Raw genomic sequence first — 15030 nt, forward strand, 5'->3', positions numbered from 1 at the left:
CTGTTTGTTTTGGATGAGGTGTCAGATAAAAATTTACACTCCGCGCCATGCCCGCAATCTCCCAGGCCTTTCGCTGTTTCGACGAGGTGGCGCGCCGTGGCTCGGTGCGCAAGGCCGCCGTCACGCTGCACCTGACGGCGGCGGCCGTGAACCAGCAAATCCTCAATCTGGAGGCCCAGGTCGGCGTGCCGCTGTTCGACCGCCTGCCGCGCGGCATGCAGCTGACAACCGCCGGGGAGCTGATGCTGGCGGCCGTGCGGCGCAGCCAGCGTGACTTCGACAACGCACTGGCCCAGGTGGAGGACCTGCGCGCCCTGCGCCGGGGCCATGTGCGCGTGGGCGTGTCCCATGCCACGGCCGAGTACCTGCTGCCGCTGGTGATCGCCAGCCTGCATGCACGCTATCCGGGCATCACCTTCAGCGTGCGCTCGGGCACGGGCGAGGAGCTGCTGCGCGGCGTTGCGCAGGGAGAGATCGATGTGGCCTATTGCCTGCGCCGCCCGCCGCCGCCCGGCGTGCAGGAGGTGCGGGCCTGGCCCCAGCCGCTGGGCGCGGTGATGGCTCCCGGCCATCCGCTGGCCACCGAGCCGCGCCTGCTGCGCCTGCGCGATTGCGTGGCCTATCCGCTGATCCTGATGGCGCCGGGCATGGAGCTGCGCAGCATGCTGGAGCAGATGGACAGCGCAGCCCTGCACCAGCAGCGGCCGCTGGTGGAGACCAGCTCCGTGCCCATGGTGCGGCGCCTGGTGGCCGGCAGCACGGCCCTGGGATTCCTGGTGCCCGACAACGTGGCCGAGGATGTGGCGGCCGGCCGCCTGCTCTGGCGGCCCCTGCACGATGCAGGAGCACAGCTGCCAAGCTGTCTGTACCAGCGCATCGGCTACACCAGGGCGGCTGCCATGCGCCTGTTTCTGGACGAGCTGGAGCGCGTGGCCGACGAGATGCGCGCCGGCTTCGAGACCGGCGTGTCCTGGTCGCTCAAGGATATGGCGACCTGAGCGGCCCTGGCCACCTGAGTGACCTGAACGATCGGCTGCGGGGCGTCAGACGCCCCGGGCGCGCTCGGCCTTGAAGCGCGCGCGCATTTCGCTGAAGTTGCCGGCCTCCAGCGCGTTGCGCACTTCCTGCATCAGGTTCAGGTAGTAGTGCAGGTTGTGGATGGTGGTGAGCATGGGGCCCAGCATCTCGCCGCAGCGGTCCAGATGGTGCAGGTAGGCGCGCGAGAAGCCGTCGCGTCCGCCTTGCTCCCAGCTCACGCCGCTGGCACCGGCGCAGGCGTGGCAGGTGCAGCTGGGGTCCAGCGGCTGGTGGTCGGTCTTGTGGCGGGCATTGCGGATCTTCAGGTCGCCATAGCGCGTGAAGATGGTGCCGTTGCGCGCATTGCGCGTGGGCATGACGCAGTCGAACATGTCCACGCCGTCGGCCACGCCCTGCACCAGGTCCTCGGGCGTGCCCACGCCCATCAGGTAGCGCGGCTTGTGGGCCGGCAAGCGGTGGGGCGTGTGGGCCATGATGGCCAGCATCTCGTCCTTGGGCTCGCCCACAGAGACGCCGCCCACGGCGTAGCCGGGGAAGTCCATCTCGACCAGGGCCTGCAGCGATTCCTCGCGCAGGTTCTCGTACATGCCGCCCTGCACGATGCCGAACAGCGCATTGGGGTTGCCCAGGCGCTGGAATTCGTCGCTGGAGCGCTTGGCCCAGCGGCGGCTCATCTCCATGCTCTTGCGTGCCTCGGCCTCGGTGGTCTTGTGGCCGTTGGTCTCGTAGGGCGTGCATTCGTCCAGCTGCATGACGATGTCCGAGTTCAGGATCGTCTGGATCTGCATGCTGACTTCGGGCGACATGAACAGCTTGTCGCCATTGACGGGGCTGGCGAAGTGCACGCCTTCCTCGGTGATCTTGCGCATGGCGCCCAGGCTCCAGACCTGAAAGCCCCCCGAGTCGGTGAGGATGGGCTTGTCCCACTTCTCGAAGCCGTGCAGGCCGCCGAAGCTCTGCATGATGTCCAGCCCCGGGCGCATCCACAGGTGGAAGGTGTTGCCCAGGATGATCTGCGCGCCCATCTCCTGCAGGCTGCGCGGCATCACGCCCTTGACGGTGCCATAGGTGCCCACGGGCATGAAGATGGGTGTCTGCACCACGCCGTGGTTGAGCGTGAGCTGGCCGCGGCGCGCGTGGCTGGAGGGATCGGTCTTGAGCAGGTCGAATTGCAGCATAGCCCTCCATTGTCCCAGATGGCCGCATGCGCGTGTCGGACGCGCCGCGACTGTCCCCGGAGCCCGTCCGGCTTAGCCGGCCCGCGTCTACACTGGGGTGGTTGCGATTCGCCAGCTACAAAAAAGGAGGTCTGCATGCTGAAGATCATGATTGCCGTCGACGGGTCCGAGCCCTCGCTGGATGCCGTGCACCACGCCATCTCCCTGGTGCGCCAGGGCCTTCAGGCGCATTTCGTGCTGGCCCATGTGCAGCAGGAGGCCTCGCTGTTCGAGCTGGCCACGCAGGACTCGGACATGATCGCCGCCGCCAGCGTGGACGCCGGCATGCACCTGGTGGCGCCGGCCGTGGCCCTGGTGCGGGCGGCCGGCATTTCCTACGAGGTGGAGATCGGCCTGGGCGAGCCCGCCGCCGCGCTGGCCGACATTGCCGAGAGCACGGGCTGCGAGCAGATCATCATCGGCGCGCTGGGCCAGGGCGGCCTGCGGCGCGTGCTGATCGGCTCGGTCTCGCGCGAGGTGGCGCGCAACAGCCGGCTGCCGGTGACCATCGTCAAGCATGCCGAGCCGCGCGATGAAGATGAGGAGCAGGACCTGAGTCCCGAGTGAGGCCGCGCCGGGCAGGCGCGCGGGCCTTCAGGCAGCCCGCCGCTGCTGGCCCTGATGGCTCTGGTGCCGGCCTGCATGGGCGCCGTAAGCTCCGTAGGCGCCGTGGGCACCATGAGCGTGCGCATGCGCGTGGGGCTGCAGCTTGCCGTGCGGCAGGCTGGCCAGGCGCTGGAACATGCGGCGGCAATAGCCGCGTATGCCCAGGCATTTGTTGATCTCGTCCACCGGCAGGGGGCCCGAGACCACGACGATGCTGTCGGCCTGGTCCCAGTCGCCGGCCGCGCGCAGGCGCCGGCGCATGCACAGCGCCCAGGCATGGATGCGCGTGGGCGAGCCATGCTCATGGACCTGGCCCGTGACCAGGTCGAAGGCAATGGCCACCAGCTCGGTCCTGAGCCGGCAGCGGCGCTCGCCCGTGATGGCACTGGGCGTCTCGCGCATGTCGTACAGGCAGTAGCTGCCGGCCTTGAGCTGGTATTGCAAATCCATGGCGGACCTCCGCGGTTCGTTCTGGGGCGGGTTCCGGGCCTGCCTGCAAAGGCCCGGGGCATCGGCGCATTCTGACGCATGGCCCCGGCCGCTGGCAATGCAGCCAGCGGGGCGGGGCTTCCCCGCGAAGGGCAAGCGGCAAAGCGTGCCCGCGAGGGCCGGCCTTCTAGAAGTCCAGAAGGCTGAAGCCCACGCTGAGCACGGTGCGCTTGTAGTTGTAATCGATCAGGCTGTCACCGTATCCGCTGAAAAGCTGGACATGCAGGCGCAAATTGCTCTTGCCACCGTTCCATCCTTCGCCTAGGGTGCGCAGCCATTCGACGCGGCCGGAGCCGCGGCCCTGGCCCAGCGAGCCGCGCGCAGTGAAGCCCAGATAGTTCTGTGCATTGACGTTCCAGCCCAGTTTCACCTCGCCCCGGCCTATGTAGTCCTGGATGCGCGGGTTGTCGTCGTGCTCGGCGCTTTCGCGGATGCGCTGCCAGGCTTTGGCGTGCAGCTGCCAGCGGTTGTCCAGCTCGAAGCCGGTCATCAGATACCAGCGGTTCCAGCTGCGCGACAGCGGATCGCTCTGGCCGTTGGACTGGTGCACCAGTCCCACGCCGCTGTAGCGCCAGCGCCAGCCGAAGGGCAGCCGAGCATCGGTGGGGTAGACGTAGAAGATCTCGGGCTCGTGGTCCGTGTTGCGGAAGGGCCGCGAGATGGCGGGGCTGAACAGCTGCCAGTACGACTGCTGGGTGTAGCCGACCCACAGCGAGTCCTTGCCCGCCGAGGTGCTGCCGGTCAGCAGGCCCTGGGCGACCTTGGTGCGCACGGACAGCTGCACGCGCATTTCCTCGGTCTTGTAGGGCTGCGACTGCGCAGGGTCCTTGCCGGGCGTGGTGGGCTGCCGGTTGACATGGTCGGCCGTCACCACGGACACGGACATGGGCCGGTAGCCGCGGAAGCTGAAGGTGCCGCAGTCGCTGCCCGGTTCCAGCTCGAAGTAGCGCGACAGCTCGCTGTAGCGCGGGTCGCGGCAGCCGCCGTTGGTGGGGGTGGTGGGCAGCGCCAGGCCCTGGCCGCTGTCGGCCGTCACCACGGGGGCGGGCGTGGGCAGGGCGCCAGGATCGGCTGCGGCGCTGGCGGCCGGAGCACTCCAGCCGGTGGCCGGCGGCGCGGTCAGCGGTTGCTGCTGCTGTGCCCAGGTGTCGAAGCAGGCCAGGCGAGACTGGTTATCCGTGGTGGCGGCGCACTGGCGCCAGGCGTCCTCGGACAGGGGGCGGGGCGCGGTCTGCGCCTGGGCGCCGAGCCAGGGCGTGGCGCCCAGGCCCATGGCCAGGGCCCACTGCAGGGGTGTCGGCGTGCGGCTTGGGCGCTTGCGGCGATCCAGGTGTGGAGGATTCGTCATGGCTTGGGTCCGGTGATGGAAGGAGCGAAGAGTAAGGGGTAATGAGTGAAGAGGCAGCAGGGGCTCGTGTGCAGGCTCGGGGGCCGGTCAGGGCGCGAGCTTGCGCAGCACGAAGGGCCGGGGCGCGGCATCCTCGCCTTCGAGGTAGTTGCCGCGGATCTCGCGGGCGCAGCTGCCTTCGACGACATCGCCCAGCCAGGTGGCGGTGATGCGCTTGCCGTCGGCGCTTTCTTCCAGCGTGATGTGGTCATCGGCCACGTCGCCGACCATGGGCCGGGTGTCTGCGCCGCGCGCGATCGTGCCCTTGACGTTGCCCTTCCACTGGGGGTGCGGCCCCAGCTGCAGGCGCACGGGCTGGGCCTGGCCTTCGACCGTGCCGGTCCACTCGCCCTGCAGCTGGCTGTCCTTCATTTCCTCGCCCTCGGGGCATGAGAGAGGGGACTGTGCGGAGGTTGTGCGGGCGGCCTTGGGTGCGGCCTTGGCCTGGGCGGTGGACTGTGGGGTGGCCTGGGCAGTGGGCTGCAAGGCGGTGCTGGAGCAGGCGGCGGTCACGGCCACCAGCGCCAGGCTGAGAACGGGGCGGTAAAAACGCATGCGGTGTCTTTCGGGGAATCAGGAGTCGGCGGGCGTGGACTGCTGTGCCTTGAGCGCGAACTCGGCGCGCAGCTGGCGCAGCTTCTCGCGCGGGTCTTCGCGCGAGGTGGCGGCGTCCAGGCCCATTTCCTTGATGAAGCGGCTGGGCAGGGTGGAGACCATCTCGCGGCCCTTCTTGCGGCGCTTGGTCCAGCTCACGGCCAGCGATCGCCGGGCGCGCGTGATGCCCACGTACATGAGGCGGCGCTCTTCCTGCAGGCGCTGGGCGGTCTCGTCGCTGACCTTTTGCTGGCGGCCATCGTCGTCGTCGAGCTTGAAGGGCAGCATGCCCTCGGTCACGCCGACCAGCATCACATGCGGCCACTCCAGGCCCTTGGAGGCGTGCAGCGTGGACAGGATGACCATGTCCTGCTCCTTCTCGCGCTCGCTGATGGTGGACAGCAGGGCGATGTTGCGCGCCACCTCCAGCAGGCTCTTGACCTCGGTGTGCGTGGTCGTTCCCGCCGCATCCTCGATCTGGCCGCCGGCGCGCTGGGCCATCCAGTCGCAGAACTCCAGCACGTTGCTCCATCGCGCGGCGGCCACCGATTCGCTGTCCTCGCTGTCGTAGAGGTACTGCTCGTAGCCGATCTCCTTGAGCCAGTCGAGCATGAAGCCGCGCGACTGCTCGGCGCCCAGCGTGTGGCGGGCGCGGTATTCGAGGTCGTTGATGTAGCGGCCGAACTCCAGCAGGCTGTCATGCGCCTTCTTGGGCAGGGCCGCTTCCAGCATGTGCGCGAACAGGGCGCCGAACATGCTGAGCTTGTGCTGCGAGGAAAACTCGCCCAGCTTGCCCAGCGTGGTGTGGCCTATGCCGCGCTTGGGCGTGCCGATGGCGCGCAGGAAGGCGGGGTCGTCGTCGTTGTTGATCCACAGCCGGAACCAGGCGCACAGGTCCTTGATCTCGGCGCGGTCGAAGAAGCTGGTGCCGCCCGAGACCTTGTAGGGAATGTTGGCCTTGCGCAAGGCCTTCTCGAAGGGCTTGGCCTGGTGGTTGGCGCGGTAGAGGATGGCGAAATCCTTCCAGTCCGGCGGCGGGTTGCTGGCCGCGCGCAGGCTCTGGATGCGGGCCACGGCGCGCTCGGCCTCGTGCTCCTCGGTGTCGCAGTCCACGATGCGCACGGGCTCGCCTTCGCCCAGCTCCGAGAACAGCGTCTTCGGATAGAGCTTGGGGTTGGGCTGGATCACGTTGTTGGCCGCACGCAGGATGGCCGAGGTGGAGCGGTAGTTCTGCTCCAGCTTGATCACCTTGAGCTGCGGGAACTCCAGCGGCAGCTTCTTGAGGTTGTCCAGCGTGGCGCCGCGCCAGCCGTAGATGCTCTGGTCGTCGTCGCCCACGGCCGTGAAGTGGGCCCGGCTGCCCACCAGCAGCTTGAGCAGCTCGTACTGCGTGGCGTTGGTGTCCTGGTATTCGTCCACCAGCACATGGCCCAGCAGGCGCTGCCATTTCTCGCGCACCTCGGCGTGGTTCTTGAGCAGGCGCATGGGCATGCCGATCAGGTCGTCGAAGTCCACGCTCTGGTAGGCGGTCAGGCGCTCTTCGTAGCGCTGCATGATCAGCGCCGTGCTGCGTTCGTTGTCGTCCTGCGCCATGGCCAGGGCCTTGCGGCTGTCCCAGCCGGCGTTCTTCCAGTTGCTGATGGTCCATTGCCACTGGCGCGCCGTGGCCAGGTCGGTGGTGCCGCCCGAGCAGTCCTTGAGGATGCCCGTCACGTCGTCGGCATCCAGGATGCTGAACTGGGGCTTGAGGCCCAGCACATGGCCGTCCTCGCGCACCATGCGCACGCCCAGGGCGTGGAAGGTGCAGACCAGCACATCCTTGGCCTGTCGGCCGATGAGGCCGGCCGCGCGCTCGCGCATTTCGGCCGCTGCCTTGTTGGTGAAGGTGATGGCTGCGATGCGCCGTGGCGCCATGCCCGTCTCGATCAGGCGTCCGATCTTGTGCGTGATCACGCGTGTCTTGCCCGAGCCCGCGCCGGCCAGGACCAGGCAGGGGCCTTCGGTGTAGTGGACGGCCTGGAGCTGGGCCAGATTGAGTCCTGCGGACATGGGTGCGTTGCGCGGGGAAAGGCGTGAAAGTGAGGGAAGCGGGAGCATACCGCTTCGGGGGTCGGGGCCGTCCGGGCAGGTGTAAGCACCCTTGGAATTCGGCGACAAATCTCGCGACCCGCGGGGAGCTGTCTGTGGCTGTACAGCCACCGATAGAAAAGTTCACATTGATGGGTTTGATCGTTGAATGAAAACTATCGAAAATATCAGTGCTCGCCTATATTTGCTCCAGGCGACCTCGATCTGTTCATTTCCCGCTGCTATCCGGGGAGGCGTTGAAGTTGGCTCGCACTACCGATGAGATTGGCCTGGCTGCCGAGCTGTGGTCGCCGCTGCTCAAGCAGCGTTTTGAGACATTGTTTGCCGTGGCGTCCCGCAAGTCGCTGCGCGGCTGGCGGCAGGTGCCCCTGGTCAGCGCCCAGGTGCTGGTGGTGGACGGCAGCCTGCCCGTGCCCGAGGCGGCCGGATGGCTGCCTTGCGTGGTCTATGTGGGCGGTGTGCCCCAGGGGCAGCACCTGGAACGCACGCCCCAGCGCCTGGCCACCTATCTGGATCTGGATTTCACGCTCTCCGACCTGATCGACATGCTGGACCGGGCCGCCGTCTTCCTCATGGACTGGACGGTGCGCCAGCAGGTGGCGTCCTCGCAGACCCTGGTGCGCGCGCTGGATGATCTTCGGCAGCAGGCTGAGGGCTGCCGCTACCAATTCCGGCTCAAGGCCTGGGTGGCGCTGCCCGCGCCCTGGAACAGTGCCGAATCCCTGCGGGCCCTGGCCATGCTGTGCCGTGGCCCGATGGATGTGGCCACACTGTGCGAGCACAGCGGCATGGCGCCTGCCGCCGTGGCCGAGCTGCTGCGCCACCCCCGGCTGCGCGGCACGCTCGATTGCAGCCTGAGGCCGGCCCGTGCGGACGATCCGACGCCGCTGGGCGGCCACCGCGCGCAGGCGCACGGGGCTGCCACTGCCGTGGCGCCAGGCCTGTCGCGCCAGTGGGTGCAGCGGCTGACCGGCTGGATACGCCGCGGAGGGCAGGCATGAGCATGTGGATGAGCGACCAGCCCGGTGCGGGATTGGTGCGGGTGAGCCTGATCGGACCCATGGGCATCGGCAAGACCACGGCGCTGCGCAGCCTGTGCGGAGCGCTGATGGCCGCAACGGATGTGCCCAATCTCGACCGGGCCGCCCATTCCAAGGAGTTCACCACCGTGGGCGCGGAGTTCGGCGAGATCGATCTGGGCGAGGGAATGCGGTTGCAACTGGTGGGCAGCCCGGGCCAGGACCGCTTCGACTTCGTGCGCCGCTGGGTGCTCAATGCTTCGGTGGGCGTGCTGCTGATGGTGGATGTGGGCGATGCCTCGGCGCCGGACTATGCCGCGCAGCTCCTGTCCGAGATCGCCACCCTGGAGGTCGAACCCCAGGTGCTGCTGCTCAGTTGCCGTGACGCCAGCGAACAACAGCAGGAGGCGTTCAGCACCGCCTTGGCCGATCGAGGTCGCGGTATAGTGCCTGTCATCCAGGCGGACCCCCGTGACCGGCAGCAGTTGCTGGATGCGCTGGGGGTGCTCGTTTCCTTGCTTTCCTTGCAAAGTCAGGCATGAAGACACCAACGCATCCCCAGATTTCCTCCACCGTGATCGAAGCTGGCCAAGTTGCACTCAATCGCGTGGTGGCGCCTCTCGAGGGCGTGCATATCGCCTTGCTGTGCACGCCCGATGGTTTCGAGATCACGGCCCTGCGGGTCAAGAGCGAGCTGCCGACGGAGCGCCTGTCTGCCATGGCGGGCTCGCTGATGGCCATGGCAAAGGCCGTGGCCGCCGAGATAGGCCACAAGTCCTGCCACCGCCTGACCTTCGAGACCGAACTGGGTACCGTCCTTTTCCAGGCCGTGGGCGGCAGCCACCCGGCCATCCTGTGCATGGTGGTCGATCAAAGCGCCCTGCTGGGACGTGCGCTGTGGGCCGCGGGCGAAGTGGCCGGCGATCTGTCCCGTCTCTGACCCCCGTATCCGATTCAAGAGTTTTCTCCCCCGAGGAGCGGGCGCGATGAGTCCATCGCATCGCCTGCCCTTGCTATTTGAAAGAGGTGGCATATGGCTTCGATACATGATTCTCTGAACGGCCTGCTGGGCATCGATGGCGCCCTGTGCGCAGCCCTGGTGGACAGCACCAGCGGCATGCTGATGGGCAGCGCGGGCTCCGGCCTCGACATGGAGCTGGCCGCCGCCGGCAACACGGAGGTGGTGCGCGCCAAGCTCAAGACCATGCGCATGCTCAAGCTGGACGATGCCATCGACGACATCCTGATCACCCTGACCCACCAGTACCACGTCATCCGGCCCGTGGCCGCCCATGAAGGCGTGTTCTTCTACCTGGTGCTGGACAAGAGCCGCTCCAACCTGGCGCTGGCCCGCCGCAAGGTGCAGGAGATCGAAAAGGACCTGGCACTCTGAGAGCGCCCGCGCTCTTGCCGCCAGACCTGCCGGAGACGGATTCCGGCAGGTTTTTTTCGCCCGCCGTCACCGGTGCGCCACGGGCGCGCAGCGTACGCGCCGGCTTGCTGCCAGAATCGCCGCGTGCTGTCCGTCCTGCTGATCACCTTCCCCTTCTTCGCTCTCGTGGCCTGCGGCTTCGCAGCCACCTGGCGTGGCGTGCTGCCGCAGGCGGCGATACCGGGGCTCAACGCCTTCGTGCTGTATTTCGCGCTGCCCTGCATGCTGTTTCGCTTTGGCGCGCAGACGCCGATTGCCCAGCTGCTGGATGTGGGCGTCTCCGTGGTCTACCTGCTGTGCGCGCTGCTGATGGTGGGTGCCACCGTGGCGCTGACCGTGCGGCGCGTGGGCTGGAACGATGCGGCCTTTGGCGCGCTGGTGGCGGCCTTTCCCAACACCGGCTTCATGGGAGTGCCCATGCTGGTGGCGCTGCTGGGCGAGCGTGCGGCGGGCCCGGTCATCGTCACCATGGCCATCGACATGGTGGTGACCACCTCGCTGTGCATTGCGCTGTCGCGCCTGGGGCTGCCGGGCGGGCATGGCGTGTCCGTGGCGCTGCGCAGGGCGTTTGCCGGCATGGCCGCCAATCCCATGCCCTGGGCCATCGTGCTGGGTGGCGTGGCGTCGGCGGCGGGCTGGACGCTGCCCGGCCCCATCGACCGCACCGTGGCCATGCTGGCGGGCGCGGCCTCGCCCGTGGCGCTGTTCACCATAGGCGCCGTGCTGGCGCGCTCGCAGATGAACAGCCATGAGCGCGTGGCCGCGCGCGACTACGTGCCCATCGCGCTGGCCAAGCTGCTGCTCCATCCGCTGCTGGTCTGGGCCGTGGCCCGCGCGGCCATGGCGCTGGGCCTGCCGCTGGGTGAGGAGGCCTTCGTGGCCCTGGTGCTGCTGGCCGCACTGCCCAGCGCCAGCAATGTCTCGCTGCTGACCGAGCGCTTCGGTGCGCATGGCGGGCGGGTGGCCCGCATCATCCTGGTGTCCACGGTGCTGGCCTTCCTGAGTTTCTCGGGTGCCGTGGCGTTGATGGCCTGAGCAGGTCCGAGCGGCAGGACTGGGCAGGCCCGGTCAGTCCAGGCCTGTCGGCAGGCTGGCGCTCTCTACAATCGCGCCCATGTTTTTTCACCACCTCGACGGGATTGCATGAAACCCTCCCCCTCTGCCCTGGCCGGCGCTCCCACGGGCGCGGGCCTGCTCTGGATGGTGACGCTGGCCTGCCTGCTCTGGGCCCTGGTGTCCTGGCTGGCCAATGGCAATCTGGACGGCTACCACGACATGCTGGAGAACTATGCCTGGTCCCAGCCGCTGCAGCTGGGCACGCACAAGCACCCGCCGTTCTTCGCCTGGGTGGTCGGCCTGTGGTTCATGGTGTTTCCGCAGAACGACGCCTTCTACCGCCTGCTGTCCTATGCCAATGTGGGCGTGGGCCTGTGGGGTGTCTATGTGCTGGGCCGGCGCCTGGGGCTGGCGCGCCTGGCGCCGCTGGGGGCGCTGCTGCTGCTGTGGTGCTTCCCGTATACGACGCTGGCCGGCAAGTTCAACGCCAACAGCCAGCTGCTGTCCCTGTGGCCCTGGGCGGCGGCCCTGCTGCTGGCCAGCTGGCAGGAAAAGGGTGTGCGGGGCCTGGCCTTCAGCGTGGCCCTGGGCGTGGTCTCGGCCGCCTGCATGCTCAGCAAGTACTACAGCGGCGTGTTCCTGGCCGGTTTTCTGCTGCCCATCCTCCTGGTTCGCGAAGGTCGCCAGTGGCTGCTCACTCCCAGTCCCTATGTGGCGCTGGCAGCCTTTGGCCTGGCGCTGGCGCCGCATGTGGCCTGGATTGCCCACCACCAGTGGGTGACGCTGGGCTATGCCATGGACCAGGGCGGCGGGCAGGTGGTGTGGAGCTATGTGCTGCGCTTTGCGCTGGCGCCCATCTTCTACTGGCTGCCGGCCTGGCTGGCCGTGTGCCTGGTGTATGGCTTCATGCAGGCCCGCCAGCAAGGCGGTGGCTGGCTGCGCTGGAGCGCGCGCTTTCTGCGCCGCAGCTGGGCCTGGCAGGGGCGGGGCGACACCTTGTTCTGGCTGGCCCTCATGCCCTGGCTGACGACGCTGGGCTTTGGCGCCACCGGCGTGGTGGAGCTGTCCACGCCCTGGGCCATTCCCATCGGCTATGCCTTCGTGCTGCTGTGGCTGCGCAACCTGGACGCCGAGGCGCCTGCCGCGACGCAGGCCGCCCTGGCCGCGCTGCGCCGCGCCTGGTGGCCGAGCCTGGCCGTGGTGCTGGTGATTGGCGTGGCCGCGGGTTGGGGCAATGCGCGAAAGAGCAGCTCCGACTACTACCGGCCCGCGGCCGATGCGGCCCAGGCCATCGTGCTGTCCTGGAACCAGCGCCACCCGGAGCAGCCGCTGCAGTGGGTGGGCGGCGACTGGGCGGAAAACGCCATGCTCTCCTTCTATGCACAGCCGCATCTGCGCACCATCCCCGGACTGCCCGACAGCGAATATGCGCGTGTGCTGGCGCTGCCGGACTGGCGCCGCCAGCCCGGCCTGCTGCTGTGCCCGCGCGGCCCCGTGGCCGGCGAGCCCGGGCCGACCGCGAAATCGCGCGATTGCGAGCGGCAGGCGCAGGCCTGGCTGGCGAAGCTGGGCCTGCCGCAGGAGCCGCGTGTGCTCACGCTGCAACGCTCGGGCTGGCGTTTTCCTGTGCCCACACCTTATGCGTATGCGGTTTTTGATGTGTTGCCGCGCGCGGGCAGCCAGCCCGCTGACAATGCTGGCCTATGACCGAATTGCATGCTGACATTGCTCCGGCCGCTCCCAAGGGAATGCTGCCGCGTGCGCCGCTGCGGCTGAGCTGCGTGGTGCCGGCCCACAATGAAGAGGGCAACCTGGAGGCGTTCCTGCGGGCCCTGGACGCGACCGTGCGCACGCTGACGCCCGACTACGAGCTGATCGTCGTCAACGATGGCAGCCGCGACGCCACGCACGAGATCGCGCTGCGCATGGCGCAGGAGCTGCCCGTGCGCTACCTGGCGCTGTCTCGCAACTTCGGCAAGGAGGCGGCCCTGTCGGCCGGCATAGACCATGCGCGCGGCAATGCCGTGGTGCTGATCGATGCCGACTTCCAGCATCCGCTGCAGATGCTGCCCCAGATGTGCGAGCTGTGGCAGTCCGGCTACGACATGGTCTATGGCGTGATCGCCGACCGGGGCGCCGAAAGCGGCGCCAAGCGGGTGGGCACCAACCTGTTCTACCGGCTCATGAATGCCGGCAACCTGGTGAAGATCCCGCCCAATGCCGGCGACTTCCGCTGGCTGGACCGCTGCGTGGCCGACGCGCTCAAGGCCCTGCCCGAGAGCCACCGGTTCATGAAGGGCCTGTACGCCTGGGTGGGCTTCAAGGCGGCGGCACTGCCGTTCGTGCCGGCCGACCGCACGGCCGGGGCGTCCAGCTTCAATTTCCGGCGCCTGGGCTCGCTGGCCCTGCTGGGGCTGACCTCGTTCACCACCTTGCCGCTGCGCGTGTGGAGCATCGTGGGCGGGATGATCTCGCTGGCGGCCCTGCTCTACGGGCTGTGGATCACCATGGAGACGCTGATCTTCGGCAACCCGCTGGACGGCTGGCCTACGCTGGCGGCCAGCATCATGCTGTTCTCGGGCGTGCAGCTGATGTCCATCGGCATCCTGGGCGAGTACATCGGCCGGATCTATGACGAGGTCAAGCGCCGCCCCACCTATCTGCTGGCGCGCGACGAGGACCGCAGCCCGCTGGCGCCGCGGGAGTAGCCATGCACGATGTGATCGCGCAGCTGCGCCGCCTGCCGCAGGCGCTGCAGTTCGTGCTGGTGGGCGGCTGCGCGGCCGCCACGCACCTGGCCGTGGTCGCCCTGCTGGTGCAGCTGGCGGGCATGGCGCCGCTGCATGCGAATGTGCTGGCCTTTCTCGTGGCCTTCGTGGTCAGCTACAACGGCCATGCGCTGTTCACCTTCGTGCAGACCCAGGCACGTGGCCGGGCCGTGGTGGCCAAATACTTCGCCGTGGCCTGCGTCTCCTTCGTGGCCAACGAGCTGCTGTACTGGGCGGCCCTGCACTGGCTGCACTGGCACTATTTCTGGAGCCTGGCCCTGGTGCTGGTGCTGGTGGCGGTGGGCACCTTCGTCCTGGCCAAGTTCTGGGCCTTTGCGGCCCCCGGACGCAAGGAATCCCCATGAACACCATGCCTGCCATAAACGGGGAGAAGTCCCCGGCCAGAACCGTCGTCCTGTGCGCCGACGACTATGCGCTGCACCCCCTGGTCGACGAGGCCGTGGAGCAGCTCACGCTGCAGGGCCGGCTGTCGGCCACCAGCTGCATGACCACCTCGCCGCACTGGAGGCAGGCGGCCAGGCGCCTGCCCGCGCTGCGCCCGCGCCTGTCGCTGGGCCTGCACTTCAACCTGACCGAGGGCCATGGCCTGCAGCCCGCCGCCGGCATCGGTGCCGTGATCGCGCGCGCCTATGCCGGCGCACTCGGCGGCGCCGCCATGCGCGACGCCTGGCGCCGCCAGCTCGACGCCTTCGAGGACGCGCTGGGCATGGCCCCCGACTTCATCGACGGCCACCAGCACGTGCACCAGCTGCCCGGCGTGCGCGCCGCGCTGGTGCAGGAACTGCGCCAGCGCTATGGCGACAACGCCGACGACCTGCCCTGGGTCCGCTCCACCACCCCGGCCGGCCAGCTCTGGCGCGACCCCAAGGCCGCCATCATCGCCCTGCTCGGCGGCTGGACCACCACCCGCCGCCTGCGCCGCCAGGGCGTGCCGCTCAACCACGGCTTCGGCGGCGTCTACGCCTTCGACCAGCCCACGCCCGAAGGCTATGGCCGCCACATGGCCCAATGGCTGGCCCAGCTGCAGCCCGGCAGCCTCATGATGTGCCACCCCGCCACCGCCCCCGTCCAGGGCGACGCCATAGGCGCCCAGCGCGCCGTCGAATACGCCTACCTGCGCTCCGACGCCTTCGCCCAGGCCCTCGAACAGGCGCACTGCCACATCGCCCAAGGCCCCCTGACCCCGCTGTTCACAACGAACTAAGAAGCAGCAATAGAAAAGGCCCGGCCAAAAATGGACCGGGCCATGTGGGCGCAGCGCAAAAAACCGACGAGGCCCAAAGCAAGGGACAGCAAGCAAGGGCCGCCCCGCAGC

16 protein-coding genes are annotated in these 15030 nt (G+C 68.4%); 11 read left to right on the plus strand and 5 right to left on the minus strand.

The window, feature by feature from the left end:
• The first annotated feature begins 47 nt into the window (after positions 1–47).
• Complete coding sequence (locus ACN20X_RS02530; RefSeq protein WP_473210262.1) at positions 48–998, plus strand: LysR family transcriptional regulator; 951 nt, start codon at positions 48–50, stop codon at positions 996–998.
• A 45-nt stretch (positions 999–1043) separates the two neighbouring features.
• Here the strand turns inward: ACN20X_RS02530 and tgt are convergent, their stop codons facing one another.
• On the minus strand, positions 1044–2216 hold the full coding sequence (tgt, locus tag ACN20X_RS02535) for a tRNA guanosine(34) transglycosylase Tgt (RefSeq protein WP_046988757.1): 1173 nt from the start codon (positions 2214–2216) through the stop codon (positions 1044–1046).
• 135 nt (positions 2217–2351) lie between these two features.
• On the opposite strand from tgt, the gene ACN20X_RS02540 reads away from it, so the two are divergent.
• Positions 2352–2822 (plus strand): universal stress protein, encoded by a 471-nt coding sequence (locus ACN20X_RS02540; protein ID WP_016450367.1) that lies wholly within the window; start codon positions 2352–2354, stop codon positions 2820–2822.
• Positions 2823–2849: 27 nt separating this feature from the next.
• On the opposite strand, the gene ACN20X_RS02545 is transcribed toward ACN20X_RS02540, so the two are convergent.
• From ACN20X_RS02545 to ACN20X_RS02560, 4 genes are all read right to left on the minus strand, one after another.
• Positions 2850–3311: a hypothetical protein gene (locus ACN20X_RS02545; protein WP_160855432.1), complete on the minus strand. Its 462-nt coding sequence runs from the start codon at positions 3309–3311 to the stop codon at positions 2850–2852.
• A gap of 166 nt (positions 3312–3477) precedes the next feature.
• Positions 3478–4698 (minus strand): phospholipase A, encoded by a 1221-nt coding sequence (locus ACN20X_RS02550; RefSeq protein WP_047219272.1) that lies wholly within the window; start codon positions 4696–4698, stop codon positions 3478–3480.
• An 87-nt stretch (positions 4699–4785) separates the two neighbouring features.
• Positions 4786–5292 (minus strand): hypothetical protein, encoded by a 507-nt coding sequence (locus tag ACN20X_RS02555; RefSeq protein ID WP_209803054.1) that lies wholly within the window; start codon positions 5290–5292, stop codon positions 4786–4788.
• An 18-nt stretch (positions 5293–5310) separates the two neighbouring features.
• Positions 5311–7380: an ATP-dependent helicase gene (locus ACN20X_RS02560; protein ID WP_046241166.1), complete on the minus strand. Its 2070-nt coding sequence runs from the start codon at positions 7378–7380 to the stop codon at positions 5311–5313.
• A gap of 281 nt (positions 7381–7661) precedes the next feature.
• Between ACN20X_RS02560 and ACN20X_RS02565 the strand changes: the two genes are divergently transcribed.
• The 9 genes from ACN20X_RS02565 to ACN20X_RS02605 all read left to right on the plus strand — a co-directional run bounded on the left by ACN20X_RS02565 (position 7662) and on the right by ACN20X_RS02605 (position 14919).
• Positions 7662–8420, plus strand: coding sequence for a hypothetical protein (locus ACN20X_RS02565; protein WP_016450372.1), 759 nt, complete (start codon positions 7662–7664; stop codon positions 8418–8420).
• Positions 8417–8980: a GTP-binding protein gene (locus ACN20X_RS02570; protein ID WP_016450373.1), complete on the plus strand. Its 564-nt coding sequence runs from the start codon at positions 8417–8419 to the stop codon at positions 8978–8980. The genes ACN20X_RS02565 and ACN20X_RS02570 overlap by 4 nt, the downstream gene beginning before the upstream one ends.
• Positions 8977–9378, plus strand: a complete 402-nt coding sequence (locus tag ACN20X_RS02575; protein ID WP_016450374.1) for a roadblock/LC7 domain-containing protein — start codon at positions 8977–8979, stop codon at positions 9376–9378. Before ACN20X_RS02570 ends, ACN20X_RS02575 begins: the two co-directional genes overlap by 4 nt.
• A gap of 93 nt (positions 9379–9471) precedes the next feature.
• On the plus strand, positions 9472–9831 hold the full coding sequence (locus ACN20X_RS02580) for a hypothetical protein (RefSeq protein ID WP_016450375.1): 360 nt from the start codon (positions 9472–9474) through the stop codon (positions 9829–9831).
• Positions 9832–9954: 123 nt separating this feature from the next.
• On the plus strand, positions 9955–10905 hold the full coding sequence (locus tag ACN20X_RS02585) for an AEC family transporter (RefSeq protein WP_203400319.1): 951 nt from the start codon (positions 9955–9957) through the stop codon (positions 10903–10905).
• 108 nt (positions 10906–11013) lie between these two features.
• Positions 11014–12633 carry a glycosyltransferase family 39 protein gene (locus ACN20X_RS02590; RefSeq protein WP_017406519.1) on the plus strand — a complete coding sequence of 540 codons (1620 nt, stop codon included), beginning with the start codon at positions 11014–11016 and terminating at the stop codon, positions 12631–12633.
• The gene (locus tag ACN20X_RS02595) at positions 12630–13634 is read left to right on the plus strand and encodes a glycosyltransferase family 2 protein (protein ID WP_016454509.1); all 1005 of its coding nucleotides are present in this window, start codon (positions 12630–12632) and stop codon (positions 13632–13634) included. The genes ACN20X_RS02590 and ACN20X_RS02595 overlap by 4 nt, the downstream gene beginning before the upstream one ends.
• A 2-nt stretch (positions 13635–13636) precedes the next feature.
• Positions 13637–14059: a GtrA family protein gene (locus tag ACN20X_RS02600; protein ID WP_017406517.1), complete on the plus strand. Its 423-nt coding sequence runs from the start codon at positions 13637–13639 to the stop codon at positions 14057–14059.
• Positions 14056–14919: a ChbG/HpnK family deacetylase gene (locus ACN20X_RS02605; protein WP_016450380.1), complete on the plus strand. Its 864-nt coding sequence runs from the start codon at positions 14056–14058 to the stop codon at positions 14917–14919. Before ACN20X_RS02600 ends, ACN20X_RS02605 begins: the two co-directional genes overlap by 4 nt.
• Positions 14920–15030 lie beyond the last annotated feature (111 nt).

Source organism: Delftia sp. PX-1 (genome assembly GCF_055797465.1).

Excerpts from the sequence above, each read along its gene's own strand:
- tgt (WP_046988757.1), bottom strand. The coding sequence starts at position 2,216 with ATGCTGCAATTCGACCTGCTCAAGACCGATCCCTCCAGCCACGCGCGC.
- ACN20X_RS02570 (WP_016450373.1), top strand. The coding sequence starts at position 8,417 with ATGAGCATGTGGATGAGCGACCAGCCCGGTGCGGGATTGGTGCGGGTG.
- ACN20X_RS02575 (WP_016450374.1), top strand. The coding sequence starts at position 8,977 with ATGAAGACACCAACGCATCCCCAGATTTCCTCCACCGTGATCGAAGCT.
- ACN20X_RS02550 (WP_047219272.1), bottom strand. The coding sequence starts at position 4,698 with ATGACGAATCCTCCACACCTGGATCGCCGCAAGCGCCCAAGCCGCACG.
- ACN20X_RS02580 (WP_016450375.1), top strand. The coding sequence starts at position 9,472 with ATGGCTTCGATACATGATTCTCTGAACGGCCTGCTGGGCATCGATGGC.
- ACN20X_RS02605 (WP_016450380.1), top strand. The coding sequence starts at position 14,056 with ATGAACACCATGCCTGCCATAAACGGGGAGAAGTCCCCGGCCAGAACC.
- ACN20X_RS02545 (WP_160855432.1), bottom strand. The coding sequence starts at position 3,311 with ATGGATTTGCAATACCAGCTCAAGGCCGGCAGCTACTGCCTGTACGAC.
- ACN20X_RS02600 (WP_017406517.1), top strand. The coding sequence starts at position 13,637 with ATGCACGATGTGATCGCGCAGCTGCGCCGCCTGCCGCAGGCGCTGCAG.
- ACN20X_RS02555 (WP_209803054.1), bottom strand. The coding sequence starts at position 5,292 with ATGCGTTTTTACCGCCCCGTTCTCAGCCTGGCGCTGGTGGCCGTGACC.
- ACN20X_RS02595 (WP_016454509.1), top strand. The coding sequence starts at position 12,630 with ATGACCGAATTGCATGCTGACATTGCTCCGGCCGCTCCCAAGGGAATG.
- ACN20X_RS02560 (WP_046241166.1), bottom strand. The coding sequence starts at position 7,380 with ATGTCCGCAGGACTCAATCTGGCCCAGCTCCAGGCCGTCCACTACACC.
- ACN20X_RS02540 (WP_016450367.1), top strand. The coding sequence starts at position 2,352 with ATGCTGAAGATCATGATTGCCGTCGACGGGTCCGAGCCCTCGCTGGAT.
- ACN20X_RS02590 (WP_017406519.1), top strand. The coding sequence starts at position 11,014 with ATGAAACCCTCCCCCTCTGCCCTGGCCGGCGCTCCCACGGGCGCGGGC.
- ACN20X_RS02530 (WP_473210262.1), top strand. The coding sequence starts at position 48 with ATGCCCGCAATCTCCCAGGCCTTTCGCTGTTTCGACGAGGTGGCGCGC.